Origin of the sequence: Geomonas oryzisoli, from assembly GCF_018986915.1 — a bacterium.
Lineage (GTDB): Bacteria > Desulfobacterota > Desulfuromonadia > Geobacterales > Geobacteraceae > Geomonas > Geomonas oryzisoli.
This window is the reverse complement of record NZ_CP076723.1, coordinates 204378-223126: the sequence shown is the minus strand read 5'-3', so window position 1 is coordinate 223126 and position 18749 is coordinate 204378. Positions and strand designations below refer to the sequence as shown.

General features: G+C 62.7%; 18 protein-coding genes. 11 read left to right on the top strand and 7 right to left on the bottom strand.

The features are described 5' to 3' along the window. Positions 1-6: 6 nt before the first annotated feature. The 9 genes from cybH to KP004_RS00945 all read left to right on the top strand — a co-directional run bounded on the left by cybH (position 7) and on the right by KP004_RS00945 (position 10717). A complete protein-coding gene (gene cybH, locus KP004_RS00985; RefSeq protein ID WP_216800540.1) occupies positions 7-672 on the top strand; it encodes a Ni/Fe-hydrogenase, b-type cytochrome subunit in 666 nt (221 codons plus the stop codon). A 67-nt stretch (positions 673-739) separates the two neighbouring features. Next, complete coding sequence (locus tag KP004_RS00980; RefSeq protein ID WP_216802329.1) at positions 740-1207, top strand: HyaD/HybD family hydrogenase maturation endopeptidase; 468 nt, start codon at positions 740-742, stop codon at positions 1205-1207. A gap of 5 nt (positions 1208-1212) precedes the next feature. Then, positions 1213-1641: a c-type cytochrome gene (locus KP004_RS00975; protein WP_216800539.1), complete on the top strand. Its 429-nt coding sequence runs from the start codon at positions 1213-1215 to the stop codon at positions 1639-1641. Between the two features lie 429 nt (positions 1642-2070). After that, positions 2071-2811 carry a molybdate ABC transporter substrate-binding protein gene (modA, locus tag KP004_RS00970; RefSeq protein WP_216800538.1) on the top strand — a complete coding sequence of 247 codons (741 nt, stop codon included), beginning with the start codon at positions 2071-2073 and terminating at the stop codon, positions 2809-2811. A gap of 200 nt (positions 2812-3011) precedes the next feature. After that, positions 3012-4922 (top strand): PAS domain-containing hybrid sensor histidine kinase/response regulator, encoded by a 1911-nt coding sequence (locus KP004_RS00965; RefSeq protein WP_216800537.1) that lies wholly within the window; start codon positions 3012-3014, stop codon positions 4920-4922. Positions 4923-4951: 29 nt separating this feature from the next. Further along, positions 4952-5551, top strand: coding sequence for a response regulator (locus tag KP004_RS00960; RefSeq protein ID WP_216800536.1), 600 nt, complete (start codon positions 4952-4954; stop codon positions 5549-5551). 188 nt (positions 5552-5739) lie between these two features. Then, a complete protein-coding gene (locus KP004_RS00955; protein ID WP_216800535.1) occupies positions 5740-7797 on the top strand; it encodes a PocR ligand-binding domain-containing protein in 2058 nt (685 codons plus the stop codon). Between the two features lie 99 nt (positions 7798-7896). After that, positions 7897-8322 carry a MarR family winged helix-turn-helix transcriptional regulator gene (locus KP004_RS00950; RefSeq protein WP_216800534.1) on the top strand — a complete coding sequence of 142 codons (426 nt, stop codon included), beginning with the start codon at positions 7897-7899 and terminating at the stop codon, positions 8320-8322. Positions 8323-8545: 223 nt separating this feature from the next. Then, positions 8546-10717, top strand: a complete 2172-nt coding sequence (locus KP004_RS00945) for an alpha-amylase family protein (protein WP_216800533.1) — start codon at positions 8546-8548, stop codon at positions 10715-10717. Here the strand turns inward: KP004_RS00945 and KP004_RS00940 are convergent. The 4 genes from KP004_RS00940 to KP004_RS00925 all read right to left on the bottom strand — a co-directional run bounded on the left by KP004_RS00940 (position 10707) and on the right by KP004_RS00925 (position 13625). After that, the gene (locus KP004_RS00940; RefSeq protein ID WP_216800532.1) at positions 10707-11411 is read right to left on the bottom strand and encodes a cytidylate kinase-like family protein; all 705 of its coding nucleotides are present in this window, start codon (positions 11409-11411) and stop codon (positions 10707-10709) included. The genes KP004_RS00945 and KP004_RS00940 overlap by 11 nt on opposite strands. 25 nt (positions 11412-11436) lie before the next feature. Beyond that, positions 11437-12156, bottom strand: a complete 720-nt coding sequence (locus KP004_RS00935) for a PilZ domain-containing protein (RefSeq protein WP_216800531.1) — start codon at positions 12154-12156, stop codon at positions 11437-11439. Between the two features lie 19 nt (positions 12157-12175). Then, entirely contained in the window at positions 12176-12568 is a 393-nt protein-coding gene (locus KP004_RS00930; RefSeq protein WP_216800530.1) for a response regulator, read from the bottom strand. Positions 12569-12683: 115 nt separating this feature from the next. Then, positions 12684-13625 (bottom strand): NAD(P)H-binding protein, encoded by a 942-nt coding sequence (locus tag KP004_RS00925; RefSeq protein ID WP_239026890.1) that lies wholly within the window; start codon positions 13623-13625, stop codon positions 12684-12686. Positions 13626-13861: 236 nt separating this feature from the next. On the opposite strand from KP004_RS00925, the gene KP004_RS00920 reads away from it, so the two are divergent. Then, positions 13862-14158, top strand: coding sequence for an MTH1187 family thiamine-binding protein (locus KP004_RS00920; protein WP_216496826.1), 297 nt, complete (start codon positions 13862-13864; stop codon positions 14156-14158). 122 nt (positions 14159-14280) lie between these two features. On the opposite strand, the gene KP004_RS00915 is transcribed toward KP004_RS00920, so the two are convergent. The 3 genes from KP004_RS00915 to KP004_RS00905 all read right to left on the bottom strand — a co-directional run bounded on the left by KP004_RS00915 (position 14281) and on the right by KP004_RS00905 (position 16599). Beyond that, a complete protein-coding gene (locus KP004_RS00915) occupies positions 14281-14667 on the bottom strand; it encodes an FKBP-type peptidyl-prolyl cis-trans isomerase (RefSeq protein ID WP_216800528.1) in 387 nt (128 codons plus the stop codon). An 86-nt stretch (positions 14668-14753) separates the two neighbouring features. After that, entirely contained in the window at positions 14754-15656 is a 903-nt protein-coding gene (locus KP004_RS00910; RefSeq protein WP_216800527.1) for an ROK family protein, read from the bottom strand. Between the two features lie 214 nt (positions 15657-15870). Next, positions 15871-16599 (bottom strand): Smr/MutS family protein, encoded by a 729-nt coding sequence (locus tag KP004_RS00905; RefSeq protein ID WP_216800526.1) that lies wholly within the window; start codon positions 16597-16599, stop codon positions 15871-15873. Positions 16600-16831: 232 nt separating this feature from the next. On the opposite strand from KP004_RS00905, the gene KP004_RS00900 reads away from it, so the two are divergent. Next, the gene (locus tag KP004_RS00900; protein WP_216800525.1) at positions 16832-18748 is read left to right on the top strand and encodes a GspE/PulE family protein; all 1917 of its coding nucleotides are present in this window, start codon (positions 16832-16834) and stop codon (positions 18746-18748) included. The last annotated feature ends 1 nt before the right edge of the window (position 18749 follow it).

Genomic DNA, 18749 nt, shown 5'->3' with positions numbered 1-18749 from the left:
TGGGCCATGTCGGATCGTTGCAAGTTCAAGCAGTACGTCTGGGAACTGCCGCTGCGCTGGTTCCACTGGATCAACGTGCTGGCCATCGTCATCCTGTCCGGCACCGGGTACCTGATCGGGCACCCTGTCACCCTCGGGGCGAGCGCGAGCGACTACGCCATGGGATGGATCCGCTTCGTCCACTTCGTCGCCGCCTACGCCTTCACCGTGAGCGTCGCCTCGCGCGTGGTGTGGGCCTTCATCGGCAACGAGCACGCCAGCTGGCGCGCCTTCTTCCCCATGTACACCGCGGCGGGTAGGGAAAAGCTGCGGCACATGATACGCTACTACACGCTGCAGACCCACGAGGTGCCGGAGATCGTGGGGCACAACCCGCTGGCGACCACCGCCTACTTCGTGCTCTTCCTGATCTACCTGGGCATGATCCTCACCGGCTTCGCCATGTACGCCACCCACGCACCGGGCGGGGTGATGTTCAAGTCGCTCGGCTTCATGTACTCCCACTTCACCCTGCAGGGGATGCGCCTGGCCCACCATTTCGGGATGTGGCTCATCTTCGGCTTCGTCATCAACCACATCTACAGCGCTTGGCTGATGGACATCAAGGAGCACGGCGGCGAAATCTCCAGCATGTTCAGCGGTTACAAGTTCACCGTGAAAAAAGGAGATTGAACACGTGGCGGCTAACTCCGTGAAGAACGCACCGAAGGTCCTGGTGCTTGGCGTAGGGAACGTGGTGATGGGCGACGACGGCGTCGGCATCCGGGTGGTGCAGCAGCTGCAGCGGGAGTACCGCTTTCCCAAGAGCGTCGAGATCGTCGACGGCGGGACGCTGGGGCTCGACCTCCTCCCGGTCCTGGAGGGGAGGAGTCACCTGATCATGGTCGATGCCGTCGAAACAGGAAAGGAACCGGGAACCTGCGTGCGGCTCTCCGGAGAGGAGCTCCCCATCGCCCTGGAGACCAAGGTCTCGCCGCACCAGATGGGGCTGAAGGATCTTCTTTCCGTCGCGCGGCTCATGGGGCAGGCGCCGGGCAAGATGGTTCTGATCGGGGTGCAGCCGGGGAGCATCGAGATGGGGACCGAGCTGACCCACGAGGTATCGCTGCAGGTGGAGAGCATGAAGGGGGCGGTCTTGAAGGAGCTCACCGCCTACGGCGTCCAGTGCCGTCCCGTCTCCCGCACCGTCAGCGAGTGCCGGGACTGAAAGTCATGCCTGTACGTCCGACAACCCGCCTGTCACCTCCTCCCCCCGGAGGGAGGAGGCCGGGAGGGGGGCCTGGCACGAGACCGGGCGAAAGGCCGCTTCGACGCGCCACCGTCGCCTGGCTTGCCCTCGCCGCGCTCCTTGGCGGCTGCACCGACTCCTCGAAGATGGCGCCGCTGCCGCCTGCCAGCGCGCGCGGCGAACAGCTCTTCAAGGAGCGTTGCGCCCCCTGCCACCCCGACGGCGGCAACGTCATCAACCGTAAGAAGACCCTGCACGGCGGCGTGCTCGCCGACAACGGCATCACCACGCCGTCCGGCATCGTCGCCAGGATGCGCAACCCCGGCCCGGGGATGACCCGTTTCGACCGGGGCACCATCCCCGACGCCGACGCCCGTCTCATCGCCGAATACATCCTCGCCACCTACCGCTGAACCCTACCCGGAGGGAGGGGGAGGCCGAGAGGGAGGCAGCCCGTGCCGCATCGCGTTGCAGTTGCCCCTTTTCCCGGCAATCCACCCTCTTTTGCCCGCTCATATCTCCTTCCCGTCTCCCTTGATCACGTTTCACTGATAGATAGCAGCGACAAGGAACCGCCGTGGCCCCCCTCCCCTCGCGGGAGGGGAAGGGGGTGGGGGAAGATGTTATCATTTCCGTTGCTTGCGGCTTCACCCCCCCCCGTCCCCCTCCCGTCAAGGGAGGGGGAGCCCCGAGGACCACGCAGTCGCAGGGCTGCTCCGAGTAACTTTCATCCGCGGGCAGCAACCGCTCCAAACGACATGGCACGCGTTATGTAGTCAGGGAAACGACCGGCAGGCACCGCGCCAGTTCCGCCCGGTCCATTTCCAGAAAAGGAGCACGCCATGAAGAAAGCACTGATCCAGGCAGCATCGTCCCTCTTGGTCCTGTTGGCGTTGGCCACACCGGTTCTCGCCGGGGAGATCGCCGTCTCTGCCGCCGCCAGCCTGAAAGAAGCGATGAACGAGATCGCGGAGCGTTTCGAGAAATTGCACCCGGGGGTGAGAATCGTGCCCAACTACGGGGCGTCGGGGACCCTCGCCAAGCAGATCGAGAGCGGCGCACCCGCCGACATCTTCATCTCGGCCAACGAGGAATGGATGACCTACCTGAAGCAGAGAAGACTGGTCTCGGCAAGCGACACACTTGCCTGCAACACCCTCGTCTTTGCCGGCGGCACCGACAGGAAAGTCACCGACATGCGCGACCTCGTCGCGCTGGGGAGGATCGCCATGGGAAGCCCCAAGAGCGTCCCGGCCGGCGAGTACGCGACCGAGGCCATCAAAAAAGCCGGCCTGACCCAGCAGCTGAGCGGGAAACTGGTTTTCGCCAAGGACGTCAGGCAGAGCATGATGTACGCGGAACGCGGTGAAGTGGACGGGGCTTTCGTCTACCGGACCGACGCGCTCTTGGGAAAGCGGGCGAGAATCCTCTTCACCGTGCCGCAGCAGCTCTATCCCCGCATCAGCTACCCCATGGCACTCACCACCTCTGCCGCCGGAAAGAACGAGGCCGCGGCTTTTTTCCGGTACCTCAAACAGCCCGAAGCGGTCTCAGTGTTGAGAAAGAACGGCTTCACTTTTTGACAATAATCAAATCGATGCTTTCATACTCACGCACTGACAATGCGACGTTCGTGGTCACTATAAACCCCTTTTTTTGCGCAACAATGTCTGATTACCCGGCCGGCCAAGAAATGTGTTTGAGAGCTTGAAATTATCTGATAATAATGGAAGCCGACTCAGTAACCAATCTAGACCCGAGCAGACATGCGCAGAGGTTCAGGATGCCGACAGAAGAGAACCTCACTTCCAGCACACACCCCGACTCCGACAGCAACCAAGGCGGCTGCGCCGGCCGGGATCCCGTCCTGGAGCAGACACTGGCGGACTACTACCTGAAAATCCTGGCCCAGGCCCCGGTCCTGATATGGCGCGCCAACACGAAGGCCGAATGCGACTGGTTCAACGACACCTGGCTCTCGTTCACGGGCCGGACCATGGAGCAGGAGTACGGCAACGGCTGGGCCGAAGGGGTGCACCAGGAGGACCTGCAGCGTTGCGTCGATATCTGGCTGGGCGCGTTCCAAAAGCGTGAAAGCTTCGAGATGGAATACCGTCTGCGCCGCCACGACGGAGAGTTCCGCTGGATCCTCGATATCGGCCGCCCGATCGCGGCGGTGGACGGCTGCTTCGCCGGGTACATCGGCTACTGCTTCGACATCACCGACCGCAAGATCGCCGAGATGGAACTGGTGCTGGCCCGGGAGAGCGCCGAGGCGGCCAACCGGGCCAAGAGCGATTTCCTCGCCAACATGAGCCACGAGATCCGGACCCCCATGAACAGCATCATGGGGATGTCCCAACTGCTGGCCTTCACCGACCTCACCGCTGAGCAGAAGGAGTACGTGGACGGCATCCTCTCCTCCTCGGAAGGGCTTTTGGCCATCATCAACGACATCCTCGACCTGTCCAAGGTGGAAGCAGGCAAGATCGACCTGGAACTGCAAGATTTCAGCATCAGGCGCTGCGTCTACGAAGTCATCAAGGCCCAGATGAACGCGGCCATGGCAAAGGGTCTTTTCCTCAAGCCGGAGATAGCCGAGGAGGTGCCCGAGACCCTGGTGGGAGACCAGTTGCGGCTGAAACAGGTGCTCCTGAACATCCTGGGCAACGCCGTCAAGTTCACCGGCGCGGGAGGGGTCACCATCTCCGTCTCCCTCCAGGAAGATCGCGGCGAGATCGCCGTCCTCGACATCAGCGTCACCGACACCGGCATCGGCATCACGGACGAAGCGATCGAGCGCATCTTCTCCCCTTTCGGCCAGGAGGACAGCTCCACCACGCGGAAGTACGGCGGCACCGGCCTTGGGCTTTCCATCAGCAGCAAACTGGTCGAACTCATGGGGGGCCGGCTCTGGGCCGAGAGCCGCAAGAATGCGGGGAGCAGCTTTCACATGGTGATCCCGTTTCAGCGCTCCGACGAGCGCCCCAACCTGCCCAAGCAGGAACGGAGCCCCGTCAGGCCTTTGTGGGAAGGAGCGAAGCTGCACATCCTGCTCGCCGACGACCAGGAGACCAACCGCAACATCATGTCCCGGCTGCTGGAGCGCTTCGGGCACAAGCTCGATACCGCGGTCGACGGCGAGGAGGTGCTGCGCAAGTGGAGCGAGCAGCGGTTCGACGTCATCCTCATGGACGTCGAGATGCCGACCATGGACGGCAACGAAGCGATGCGCCACATCAGGGAGAAGGAGCGCAGCACCGGTGACCGGACCACCATCATCGCCCTCACCGCCCACGCCCTGAAGAATCAGCAGGAGATGTTCCTGAAATTGGGATACGACGGCTACGTGCCCAAACCCGTTGAAATTGCATCCCTGCTGCAGGAATTGAAACGCTGCCTGCCGTCGGCCGCCGCCCCTCCCAAAGCCCCTGCCGATGCAGCCGCGCCCCGAGCGGCGGGGCCTGTTGACATCACACAACTAGCCGACATACTTAGTTCCGTGATCCCGCTGTTAAAGCAGAGAAACATGGGAGTCCTTGATAAGGTGAACGATCTCGCCCATGCTCTCCCCGAATTTCCCCTGCTGTCTCAGCTCAACCAACAAATCAGACAGTTCGACTGCACTGGGGCCTTACAGACAGTACAGAAGCTCTGCGAGGAGTTGGACATCCAGATTGACCAGCGTCTGTGAGCGGACTTCCTGGTCGCATCGAGGGACAGGTGGGTAAAAAAACAGTTCTTGTCGTAGACGATACCGTCGACAATCTCATCATCCTCTACAAGGTGCTTCGGTCCGAGTATGAAGTGATCGGTGCCAACAGCGGCGCCGAGGCGCTGCGGCTCGCGCAAGCCACCCCGCCCGACCTGATCCTGCTGGACATCATGATGCCGGAGATGGACGGCTATGAGCTGTGCCGCCTGCTCAAACAGGACCCGCGACTCCGTGACATCCCCGTCTTCTTCATCTCCGCGCTGAACGAGGAGGTCGACGAGGCCCGCGGTTTCGAGGCGGGCGCGGTGGATTTCATCACCAAACCGATCAAACCGGCCATCCTGACCCGCCGCGTGGCGGTACACCTGGAACTGCGCTCCCAGAAAGAGACCCTGCAGCGGCGCAACCAGGAACTGCAGGCCGCCCTCTCCAGGGTGAAGGAGCTGTCCGGGCTCCTCCCCATCTGCATGACCTGCAAGAAGATCCGCGACGACCAGGGGTACTGGAACCAGTTGGAGTCGTACATCTCCGAACATTCCGAGGTCCTGTTCAGCCATAGCTACTGTCCAGACTGTGCCGAGGTGGTCATGAAGGATTTTCTCAAGTAGTTCATCTCATCTGTTCATGTCCTCGGCCTGAGAGGGTTTATTACGCTGACCCGTTACGAAGTTTCCCGGCGCCCCCTTCCTTTTCACTCATTGACACTATTCGGAAGACTCTATAAGTAATATGGCAAGGCCGCAACAGGTGCTTATATCAGTGGCTGCAACCGATACAGCGGATACCGGGAATCCAGATGAAATACTCAATCGCCGAACTTCTCGACATCCCGAAACTGCAGACGATCCTCGACAGCCTCTATGCGGTGTCCGGGATCCCCTCGGCGATCATCGACCTGGAGGGAACCATCCTGACCGGCTCCGGGTGGCAGGAAATCTGTACCAGGTTCCACCGCGGCAACCACACCACCGAGCTGTTCTGCATTGAAAGCGACCGGAAAATCACCAGCGGGCTCCAGGACCAGCAGCGCCACGTTCAGATCACCTGCCCCCTGGGACTCACCGACACCGCCACGCCGCTTATCATAGAGGGCGAACACCTCGCCAACATCTTCACCGGGCAGCTCTTCCTGCAACCTCCCGATCGCGGCCGTTTCCGGCTTCAGGCGCAGCAGTACGGCTTCGACGAGGCATCCTACCTGCTGGCCATGGACCGCGTCCCGGTCATCAGCCAGGACCGGCTGGACCAGAACCTTTCTTTCATCGCCAACCTTACCGAACTGCTCGCCATCCAGGGGCTGACCCAGTTGAGAAGTCTGGAGGTCCAGGAGTGCCTGCGCGAGAGCGAGGAACGCCTGCAGCAGATCATCTCCAGCGCCCAGGAAGGGATCATCGTTTACGATCGAGGCCTGCGCTTTCAGGTCTGGAACCGCTACATGGAGACGCTCTCCGGTTACCGCGCCGAGCAGGTCCTCGGGAAACTCCCCCAGGATGTCTTTCCCATGCTCGAGAAGGCGGGGGTGGTCCAGAGGCTGCAGCGGGTGCTCGCCGGCAACGGCGTCGAATCTGACGAGGTGGAACTGAGAGCCCCCGATTCGGGCCGCACCATCTGGCATGCGGACACCCTGGCGCCGTTTAGAAACGCCGGCGGCGAAATCGTCGGCGTCATCGCCACCGTGCGTGACATCACCGAGCGCAAACAGACCGAAGAACAACTGCGCCAGGCGCTGAAAATGGAATCGGTGGGGAGGCTGGCCGGAGGGGTGGCCCACGATTTCAACAACATGCTCACCGTGATCATGGGGCAGGCACAACTCGCGCAGATGAAGATCAATCCGGGGCATCCGCTGTGGCACCCGCTGGAGGAGATTTCAAGGGCGGCGCAGCGCTCGAGCCAGATCACCCGCCAGTTGCTCGCCTTCTCCCGCAAGGAGATCATCGACCCGCGGCCGATCGACCTGAACCAGCTCGTGGGCGAGGCGCAGAAGACGCTGCTGAGGCTCATCGAGGAGAGTATCACGTTGAACTTCCGCCCCGGAGCCGACCTTTGGAGCGTGGAAATGGATCCCTCCCAGGTCGACCAGGTGCTGGTGAATCTCGCCGTCAACGCCCGCGACGCCATGCCCGACGGGGGGGTGCTCTCCATCCACACGGACAACATCTATCTGAGCCAGAAGAGCTGCCAGTATCTGCGCGACTCCGTCCCGGGCGAGTACGTGCAACTGGTGGTGAGCGACACGGGGGTAGGGATGGGAGACGAGGTGCTGGAGCACATCTTCGAACCCTTCTACACCACCAAGGAAATGGGCAAGGGAACCGGGCTCGGGCTCGCCACCGTGTACGGCATCGTCCGGCAAAACGGCGGCTTCATCAACGTCTACTCGGAGTTAGGCCACGGCACCTCCTTCAAGATCTACCTCCCCCGCACCAGCGGCGCCACCCCCGCCGAGATGCAGAGAAGGTGCACCGATGTCCGGATCGGCACCGGCACCGTACTGCTGGTCGAGGACAACGAAATGGTGCGCAACGTCACCAGGTCGTACCTGAAGGAGTTGGGGTATCACGTCATCGTTGCCGACACCCCCCAGGCCGGGATCGACATCTGCACCAGGAGGGAGAACAGGATCGACCTGGTGTTGACCGACGTCATCATGCCCGGCATGAGCGGCAGCGAAATGGTCCAGGAGATCAAGGCGAACTTCCCCGACGTGAAGGTGCTGTTCATGTCCGGCTACACGGCCGACCTGGTGGCGAGGAGCGGCGTGGTCGAAGAGGGGATGCACTTCATCCAGAAACCGTTCGACATCAGCACCCTGTCCGTCAAGATCGAGGACACCTTCCTCTCCGACGACTGACCGCGATCGCGGCAAGTTTTTCCCAGCCGGCAGGGCGCAGTTTGAACCCGCCGGTTTTTTTCTTGACTTTAGTTTGCCGTCAAACTAAATTCCCAGGTCATGGAAACCAGGAATATCGCCGCCATCATCAGCGACACCCGCGCCGGGATCAACCGGTACCTGCTCCAGGAGCTGAAGCGCCTGGGGATCGAGGGACTCGCCCCTTCACACGGAGCCATCCTGTACCACCTCTTCAACAACGAGGAGGTCACCATGAAGGACCTGGCCAAGGCGGTACGCCGGGACAAGTCGACGGTGACCGCGCTGGTGGGGAAACTGGTCGCCAACGGCTACGTGGACAAGGTGAGCAGCACGCTCGATCAGCGGACCGTGTACGTCAAGCTGTCGCAGCGGGGACAGGCGCTGCAGCCCGTCTTCGAGGAGGTGTCGCGCAACCTGATCGACCAGATGTGGCGCGGCGTCGACGACGCGGAGCAGCGCGAGCTGGTCCGCCTGTTGAAGAAGATCCGCGCCAATCTCCCCTAGGTCTTCACACCGTTTATCCCCGTCATCGCTTCATCCCTTTATCCCTGTTAGACTGCCCTTTTCGACGCGCTCCCGACGGTGCAGGGCGAATGATTATTCGCACCTACACTCCTTCCCGCCGGCCCCATTGTTGCCAACCGGCCAAACTCCGCTACTGTTCTACCTTGTTTGCCCGAAGGACTACTCTGCCGGTGGCCCACCCGCCGGCGCGGGAGGTGTGGCGATGGCATACAGTCCCTGGATCGGCAACTTCAAGGTGAACGGACGCTGGGGAAACTACGGCACGGTAAAGCTCCTCTTGGACGAGACCATGAGCGGCACGGCCCCGGGCCGGCTCCAGGTCAGCGTGGAGATCGCCGCCCAGGGGAGCCAACCGGAAGAGTTCGAGGTGGAGCTCTTCAGCAACCTGAACCGGCGCGACTTCGTCAGGACCCACGAGCCGCTCGCCGACTCCGGCGGCCCCACCTCGTACTGGATGCCCTACCGGATGTCGTTCCAGGGGAGGTCCTTCGACAACCTGGTCTTCACCCTGGAACTGCCGGTCCAGAAGTGCGGCGCTTACCGCATCACGGCCCGCTACCGCAGTGCGGGCTCCGACACCTGGTGGTGGCACAACGATTTCTCTCCCTGGCCGGGACAACCGTCGCAGCGCGACTGCGCCGTTGTCGTATCACCCGGCAAGGCCGCCCAGGCGCGGCTCTACGAGGCCAACGCCCTCACCGTCGAGGCCCTGGCCGGCGGCTCCTACGAGAACCGCAGCACGCTGGACGACTTCCTCTCCACCCACGACTTCGACGGCTTCAACCCGTTCCAGCTCACCTACATCAACAAGGAATTGGGCTTCAACACGCTCTGGCTCATGCCGGTCTTCCCCAACACGCAGTGGCGCTGGGACCGCCAGAAGTGGGACTGGGCGACCAACGACAGCCCCGGGAGCCCCTACTCGTCGCGCGACTACTGGAGCATCAACCGCTGGCTTGCCGACAACGCCGCACCGGCCCGCGCCCTCGAACTGTTCCAGACCCTGTTCCGGGAGGCCAAGGACGACGATCTGGATGTCTTCATAGATCTCGCCTTCAACCACGCCGGCCGCGACGTCATCTACGGGGCGGGAGCCGTCGACCTCGGCTTTTGCTCGATGCAGGAGCAGGAAGAGTGGGTCCGCCAGCACCGCCCGTCCTGGTGCACCCGCGGCACGGCCTTCGTCGACGGTCACAGCGTCCCCTACTACCGCGAAGCCGCCCATTCCGACTTCGAGTGCGCGGTCTGGGCACCGGCGGACCGCCTCAACGAGCACATCTGGGACGACGCCAACGTGGACTGGTTCTTCGGGGACTACTCCGCCCTGGGCCCCAAGCCCGGCCGCGGAACCGACTACTGGGGCAACCCGGTGACCCACTGGGACCCGAAGGGGAACGCCGAAGACGAGCGGGACATCCTCTACAGCGACCTCGCCTCGGACAGCGAGACGGAACGGCTCTGGCAGTACTTCGGCTACATCCTCCCCTACTGGATCGAAAAAAGCGGCGGCAAATTGGCGGGGATCCGGGCCGACTTCGCGCAGGGACTCCCCAACCAGCTCTGGGAGTACATCGTGAACCGTACCCGGAAGGCGCGCTGGGACTTCATCTTCCTGGCCGAGGTGCTCGACCCGGACGTGATCCAGTACCGGCTGAACCGGGTCTTCGACGTATTGACCACGAAGGACCACCACCTGTACCGGATGAACGCGGTGCGGATGACCGACCTGTTCCACTCGCTCGAGGCGGAGAGCACCCTGTTCGGCGGGGAGGCGCTGGTGATGCACAACGGCACCAGCCACGACGAGATGGGCAACGACAACAAGTGGGCCATGATGGCGCGCTACGCCGTGACCGCGTCCATCTACGGCTGTCCGATGATTTTCATGGGGCAGCCGCTGGGTCTCGCGGACAAGCTCCCCTTCCGGGACAGCTGGGCCAACATGTACAAGGCGTGGACCGACGACATCCCGGAACGGGAGGCGGTGGGACGGATGTACCTGAAGATCAACCAGGCGCGCGAGGCGACGCCGGAACTGCGGGAGCCGAACCGGTACTTCCTGTGCTTGGTCGAAGGCGGGTTTCACGAGGAGATCTATTCGGTGGCGCGCTGGCGCGGGGAGGACGGCGAGCGTGACGCGGTGACGCTGGTTTTCGTCAACCTGGACACCTCCCACGGCAACGCGGGCACCTTCCGTTTGCCGGGGGCGATCAGGCTTTCCGGGGAGTACCAGGCAAGGAACCTGGTGGCCGACGACCCAAACCGCACGCTGTGGCCGGCGGCACGCAACGCGCAGGACATCTACGACAACGGCATCTACGTCGTCTTCACCCTCCCCAACGAGGTGCAGTACCTGAAGCTGGTCAGGGTTTGATCACGAAGTCGGCGATGGTGTGGGCGATCCGGTCGGAAGGGCAGCGATCGTTGTTGAACAGCATGTCGTAGAGAGCGGGGTCATGGCCGTCCTGGTTCAGGAAGTCCTTGGTGAAGCGGTCGCGCACCTTTTGCTGCCGGTGCATGAGCTTCTCGGCCTCTTCCTCCTCGATGTTGAGACGGCGTGCGAGTGTCGCGGTCTTGAACTGTTCGGAACCGAAGATCCTGAAGTGGTAGGAATGCTCCAGGTGCCTGGCGACGATGGCGCCCCCCAGGTCCAGGATCAGGACGTTTCCCTGCTCGGCGAGCGCCACCACGTGCTGGGACAGGGGGAGGAAATAGTCGTAATTGCTTTTCCAGCGCGAGGAGAAGGTGGCCAGGACCTCCGAGAGGAGCCGGTTGTCCTCGCCCAGCGTCTGCAGTATCTCCCGGGACAGGTTGTGGCGCTTGGCGACCTCCTCGACGATGGCCCGGTCGATCAGGACCCATTCCTCGCCGGTCCTCTGCATGAGGATGTCGCGCAGCAGTTCGGCGGTCGGGTACCCGGTGCAGCCGTATTCCCGCGAGATGGTGATGCAGGGGCGCGGTTTCGGCTTGGCGTGCCGCGAGGCCGCCTTCTCCTTCTGTCTGCGGTTGTACTCCTCGAGGCTCCCTATCCGCAAATCCACCGACGGTATGAACAGGTTGTCAGGCATACGCTCTCCTTGACGCGGCTTGTCCTCAGCCGCTCATCTCCTTCAACTCCCGAATCAGGTCCACCTGGCGCTGGAAAATGAAACGGGAAAGCACCCCTTCGGCCTGTGCATCGGAGCTTATGGCAAAGCGGCAGAGATCGCCGTCGTCACCGCAGGAGACATCCACCACGGTCGCCGGAACCTCCAGCGGGGTCACCGTGTTGTGCAGCAGGTTGGGCATCATCACCTTGAGCAGCACCTCGGCCCCCTTCTCCAGTTGGCTCGGTTGCGAGCTCAGCGCGGAGAATCCGCCCAGCGACACATCGAGCGCCATTGCCGCCACGGTCCGGCCTGAAGCGGTGATCTCCGCCTCGCAGGGAGGATCGAGCTCAAGCCGCAGCGAGGCGCGCTGCTCCGCCATCAGGTCCACGTAGCTGAAGTTGTGCAGGGACGCCATCATGCGCCGCACGTCCGCATCCTTGACCTCGGCCAAAAGGGTGTGGCTGAAGATGCCGCACTTGATGCAGGTCCGCTTGGACAGCCCGAGGGCCACCGCCTGCTGCGGGTGCACGTCCAGTTCCAGGACCTGGCCGCTCACTTCCACCAGGGTGGCGGGATAGCTGATCGGCAGTCCCTTGTAGTAGTTCAGCAGTTTGACCCTGGTTCCCGAACTCTCCTTGATGAGCTCCCGGAAGTTTGCGAGTATCTCCAGGGAGTCCTGCTCGAGGGAGCTTTGCACCGTGGGCCGGTAGAAGTTAGGTTCCATGGTCGGTCCCTTCGCCGCTTCAGAGCAGGCCGTGACGCTGCAGCATGGCCATCAGGTCGGCGCGAGCGACCGGCTTCACCAGGTAGTCGCTGCAGTCGCCGTCCCACATCGCCTCTTCCATGTTGGCGGGGGAGTTCAAGGCCGTGGTCATGATGATCACGCTCTTGCGCCCGCCGGCGCCCTCTTCCCTTTCCGCCTTGCGCATCAGCTTCAGCGCCTGCTGGCCGTCCATCTCCGGCATGACGATATCGAGCAGTACCAGGTCGAAGGGATGCCCCTGCTGCAACGCCTCGGTGAAGCGGTCGACGCCTTCCCGGCCGTTGCCGGCGGTCTCGATCTCCGCCACCCCCTGCAAAAACATGATGAGACCTTCGCGCAGGAATTCGTTGTCCTCAATGATCAAGCACTTCATGTCTCTCCCCTGGCCGCGTCCGTCGCCCATGCCGGTGCAGCTTCGACTGAATAATCACTGCCGGTTCTGCCTCCCTTATCGACAGTTATTAATTAACCTTTAAGCGTAAAAGCGGCTACGTCGTCCCCGTGTCTCCCTGCCCCTGCCCCGCTTCCTCCTCGAGTGCCCGGCGCACCGCCTCGTCGAACCCGGTAAGGGGAATGGGAAGGATCTTCCGGATCTCCTGATCGTGGCAGATGACCTCGTTGCCCAGTCCCTCGATGAGCGGCATGGAAATGGACGGCTTTACCGGCGTGATCAGCCAGACCCAGTAGGAGGAGAGCTTCGGGGTCAGGAAGGGGACGGGGATGATCTTGATGAACTTCTTTTCCACTTCCGCGAAGCGCTCCATCATGTCCCGGTAGGAGAGGAGCTCCGGTCCGCCGATGTCATAGGTGTGGCCGGCGGTGCGCGCGTCCTTCAGGCAGCCGACCAGGTAGGCGATCACGTCCTGCACCGCGATGAACTGGCACCTGGTCGAGACCCAGCGCGGCGTGATCATGACCGGAAGCCTCTCCACGAGGTAACGGATCATCTCGAAGGAGGCGCCTCCCGCGCCGATGATGACGGCGGCCCTGAGGTACGTGGTCTGGAACGCGCCGCGCTGCAGGATCCTGGCCACCTCCAGGCGGCTCGCCAGGTGCTCGGAGAGTTGGTCCCCCTCCTCCCCCAGCCCCCCCAGGTAGATGACCCGCTTCACCCCCTGCATCTCCGCCGCCGCCACGAAATTCTCCGCAGCCTGGCGGTCGCGTTGCTCGAATCCCGCGCGTTCGCCGCCCATGGCGTGCACCAGGTAGTACGCCGTCTCGATCCCCCGCAGCGGTGCGAGCAGCGAGTTGCGCTGCAACAGGTCACCCTGGACGACCTCCGCTTGCGGCGGGAAAGCGACCTCGGACCGGCGCACCAGGCAACGTATCGGGATTCCTTCCGCCACCAGGGCATCCACGAGTCTTCTGCCGATGAAGCCGGTGGCTCCGGTGATCAGCACCTTGGCATTTGCCTGCTCAGTGTGACTCAATAGTTTCTCCACTGTTACAGTGTGATGACACATGCAAGTTGAATCAGTTTAGGTGCTTGACAGTCAAAGTCAACACCGCTGAACTTCTTGCCTGTGCCACCGAGACTTTGAGCCTGCCGGCGCCTCCTGCTGAGTTTGCTGCTTTAAAACCTGCCCGGCATCCATTATGATTGGTAGCCGGACCCAGGGGCAGCCGCCGGGTCCTCAAAGTACTGTCACTATAAGGAGAGAACGTGATGAAAGTTATGGTTGATCTGTGCATCGTCCCGCTGGGTGTCGGCGTCTCCCTGTCCAGTTACATCGCTGCCTGCGAAAAGGTGCTGAACGAAGCGGGACTGAAGATTGCGCTGCATTCCTACGGGACCAACATCGAAGGGGAATGGGATGAAGTCTTCGCTGCCATCAAGCGCTGCCACGAGACCGTGCACGCCATGGGCGCCCCGCGCATCACCACCACGGTGAAGCTCGGCACCCGCACCGACCGGGAGCAGACCATGGAGGACAAGATCAGGAGCGTGAAGGAGAAGATGTAAATGAAGAGTCGGCGGGAGGCGGTATCCTCCCGCCGTCGTGGAGGGAAAACTCTGCAGGGGTCAACGGCAACACAGGGGGCGTTCGAGAGATGGAGGCCGTGACCGTTGCAGGCTCGGTCATTCTACTCTACCGACAGCATTTCGATTTCGAAGTAGACATCCTGATCTGTGGGGAGCGGTTCGCGGTAGTCGCGCCTGCCCAGGGACAGGGAGACGTCGCCGCCGAGGCCGGGACCGAAGTCATAAGCGACGCCCGGGGCGCGGTCCGTCGAGAAGGCGAAGTGGGAACCCAAGGGAAAGGGGAAGAGATTGGCCTCGCCGGCAGGCACCCGTATCACGCGGTGGTCGCCCCGGGCCATGCCCATGAGCCCCTGCTCCAGTGCGGACGGGACCCGCCCGGAGCCGACGACGAATTCGAGGGTGTTGTGCTCGCCGACCAGGTAAACCCTGCCGTCATCGAGCCTGCACTTGTACCTGATGTTGATCCTCTTGCCGGGTTCGGTTTCCATGTGGCACCGCCTTTATGTGGGGTATGGGCCAGAAACCAAACTATAGTAGCAAAGACATTAATTATTTCAAATAAATCAGGACGGTATCAGATTCCTATCCACGCCGCCCCGAAGACACCGGCGGAATCGCCCAGCTTATGCTTCAGGATCGGCGTGCGCAGGTCGTTATGAAAGGCGTACTGCCGCACCCTTTCGACGCCGGCCTGGTAAAGCTCCTCGATGTTGGAAAGACCTCCTCCCAGCACCACGGCGTCGGGGTCGAGGATGGAGATGAGGCCGCCCAGGCTGCGGCCGAAATCGTCGAGAAAGGTGTTGAAGGCAACGAGGGCGCGGGCATCGCCGCCACGGGCCCCGGCCACGATCTCCTCCATGGTGAGACTCACGCCGTTGCGCGCGAGATACGCCGACTCGACGCCGGACCCGCTGATCTTGGTCTCGATGCAACCACGATTGCCGCAGTAGCACGGGGCCCCGGCAGGATCGATGGAGACATGCCCCCACTCGCCGCTAATCCGGTGCGGCCCCTCGCGCACCACCCCGTCCAGGCAGATCCCGCCGCCGCAGCCGGTGCCCATGATCACCCCGAACACCACCTGGTGCCCGACGCCCGCCCCCATGCGGCACTCCGCCAGGGTGAAGCAGTCCGCGTCGTTACGTACCCCCACCCTTCTTTCCAAAAGCCGCTCCAGGTCGCCTTTAAAGGGTCGCCCGATCAGGCAGACCGAGTTGGCGTTACGCACCAGCCCCGTGACCGCATCCACCGAGCCCGGGATACCCACGCCGACGGTATAGGGAGCGCCCTGCGGCAGTCGCGCGGCGAGGTCGCGCACCAGTTGCGCCACCGACTCCAGGACGGCCGCATATCCCTCGGAGAGGGGCGTGGACCGGCGTTCCCGCGCAAGGACCGCGTCGGCGGAATCTAGCAGCACCCCTTCCGTCTTGGTTCCCCCCAGGTCGATGCCGATGCGATATCTCTCTGCTGCTACCATTTGAGCTCCTGAAACAGGCAAGCCCCAGAAAGCGGGGGCTTTTCCCCATCTTAGTGCTGTACCCCGAAGGAAGGGGACTGGCTCCGCCAGGTGCCTGTCCCCTTAGCGCTTGGAGGAGGTGGCTGACCTGAAAGGAGCGTTCCGCTAGAGGGACAGGCACCTGACGGAGCCAGTCCCTTCTGCCGCGCACCCTCTCCAGAAAGGTCCTTAGCCCTTATTCCTTGCCCCCGGCCTCACCCGCCTCTGCCGGCTCCACCTTTTTCTCCTTGAAGAAGATCACGAAAGCGCCGCTGCCCCCCATGTCGCTGGGGGCCTGCACGAACTCGGCGACCATCCCCTTGCCGTGCTCCCTGAGCCAGTTGGCGACGGCGACCTTCAGCACCGGTTCACCGGGGGAGTTGTTCCCCTTGCCGGTGATCACCAGCACCCCCTTCTGCCCGCGATTGTAGGCGGCTTTCACGAAGCGCTCCAGGTTTTCCACCGCCTCGTCCCGGGTCAGTCCGTGCAGATCGAGTTGCAGGTCGATCCTGATGCCGCCGCGGCGCACCTGGCGCAGCCGGTTCACCGCAGCCGGACGCGGAGCCGGCTCCTCGTCCTGAACCTGGTCGGAAAAACGTACGTCGAGCCGCAGGGCCTCGAGGGCCTTCAGGAAGACCTCCTGATCCTCCTCGTCGCGGCGGGCCTTCGCCGTCTGCTGCGCCTTCACCTGCGCAGGCGGCGTGGTTCCGGAGATGCGCTTCACTCCGGCGACGGCCTCGAAAAACAACATCTCGTCCGACAGTTCCAGTGCCGTCTTGGCGGGCTTCTCCTCTTTCTTCTTGGGAGGGGCCGGCGCCGACGGCGCACCCTGCAGGTTGAGGGAGGCATCCTTGAGGGCCTTGAAAGGGGAGGCGCTGAACTCTTTCTGTTTGGGCTGCTGTTTCTCTTTGTCCTTCTTTTTCATGCGGCGGGCTCTTTCCTTTGCTTCTGCTCTGCCTGCGGCCCATTACTGCGGAGTGACTGATGCGCGCCAGCACAAGCTGCTGTTTTTGCGTGTATTGAAGGGGGAAGACGTGCGATTTCGAGAGAGGAGATAAATTAGCCTGCTCCAATCGGCATGGTATACTACCAAGGTTTTGGGGCGTATGTCAACGATGAGTGTGGCTTACAGCCTGCGCTCACGCGGGGGAAGGTGCATGGAAAGCTACGGCAACTACCCGAATCAAGCGGTACGCAAAGAAGGGATGGACGACTCCGGCCTGGAAATAGCCTCCCTCCTGGTGAAATCCGGCTACCTGGCGGAGACCCAGCTGGCCTACGCCCAACGGGTGAAAACCAAGCTGGTGACGCCGAGGACGCTGATCGCGGTGCTGCTCGAGCTGGGGTTCTTCAGCCGGGAGCAGTTGCGCGAGACCCTGCGCAGCAACATCGTGTCGGTGAAGCTGGGCGCACTGCTGGTCGAACTCGGTTACCTGAAGCCCGCCGAGCTGCAAGCAGCCCTGGGCATCCAGCGTGACGGGGGGAACTGCAAGATGCTCGGCGAGATCCTCGTGGAGCAGCGTTTCATCGAGGAGTACACGCTGGCCGAGGTGCTTGCCTTCCAGCTGGGCTACCCGTTCATCGATCTGCAGGCATCCGACATCGACCGGTCGCTTCTGGCCAAGGTCCCACAGCACTGGCTCGCGCAGCACAACTTCGTCCCGGTCCGGGAAGAGAACGGCCAGATAGTGGTCGCCATAGCAGACCCCTTGAACCAGGAGGGGAGAAGGACCGCCGAGAAACTCTTCGGGCAGGGGAGCACCGTCTTCACCATCTGCACCATGAAGGCGATCCGTGAAGCCTTCCTCCTCCTGAAAAGGGGGATGATCCAGGGTGACGGCACCGCGACCGACGAGCACACCGTCACCGGCATCGTCAATTCCATCTTCGAGGAGGCTCTCAAGGACGGTGCCAGCGACATCCACATCGAGCCGATGCGCGGCGTGCTCCGGGTCCGGTTCCGCCGGGACGGGATGCTGGTGCTCTACAAGGACCTCGCCAAGGAGCTGGCGCTGCCGGTGAGCAGCAGGATCAAGGTCATGGCCGAGGCCGACATCGCCGAGCGCAGGAGGCACCAGGACGGCAGGATCTGCTACGAGAGCCCCAAGACCGGCGCGACCCTCGACATGAGGGTGTCCTTCTACATCACCATCCACGGCGAAAAGATCGTGCTGCGCCTGTTGAGCATGAAGGGGGAGCTGCTGGACCTCAAGGAGATCGGCATGCCCGGGCGCATGCTGGAGCGCTTCATCGACGACGCCCTCGATACGCCCAGCGGGGTGCTCATCGTCACCGGCCCCACCGGCAGCGGCAAGACCTCGACCCTGTACAGCTGCGTGCAACATCTCAACGAACTCTCGACCAGCATCGTCACCGCCGAGGAACCGGTCGAGTACGTCATCGAGGGGATCGCCCAGTGTTCCATCAACCAGAAGATCGGGGTCACCTTCGACGAAACCCTGCGCCACATCGTGCGCCAGGATCCCGACATCATCGTCCTCGGCGAGATGAGGGACAGCTTCTCCGCCGAGACGGCCATCCAGGCCGCGCTTACCGGGCACAAGGTGCTCACCACCTTCCACACCGAGGACAGCGTCGGCGGTCTGCTGCGTCTCATGAACATGGACATCGAGGCGTTCCTGATCGCCTCCACCGTGGTCTGCGTGCTGGCCCAGCGTCTGCTGCGCATGGTCTGCCCGGAATGCGCCGAACCCTACCTCCCCAACCCGACCGAGCTGAGAAGGATCGGCTACAGCAACGTCGACCTGAGGGGCGCCGAGTTCAAGACCGGGCGGGGGTGCAGCAAGTGCCGCTACAGCGGCTACCGCGGCCGGGTCGGAGTCTTTGAGATGCTGATCCTGAACGAACTGGTGAAAGACGCCATCCTGAGCAAGAAGACTTCCTACGAGATCAGGAAGATCTCCACCGAGACCACCGGCATGGTGACCCTTCTGGAATCGGGGCTGTGCAAGGCGGCACGGGGCGAGGTATCGCTGCACGATACGGTGCGGCTGCTGCCCAGGATCGGCAAGCCGCGCCCGATCGCCGAGATCAGGCGTCTTCTGGGGGAATAAC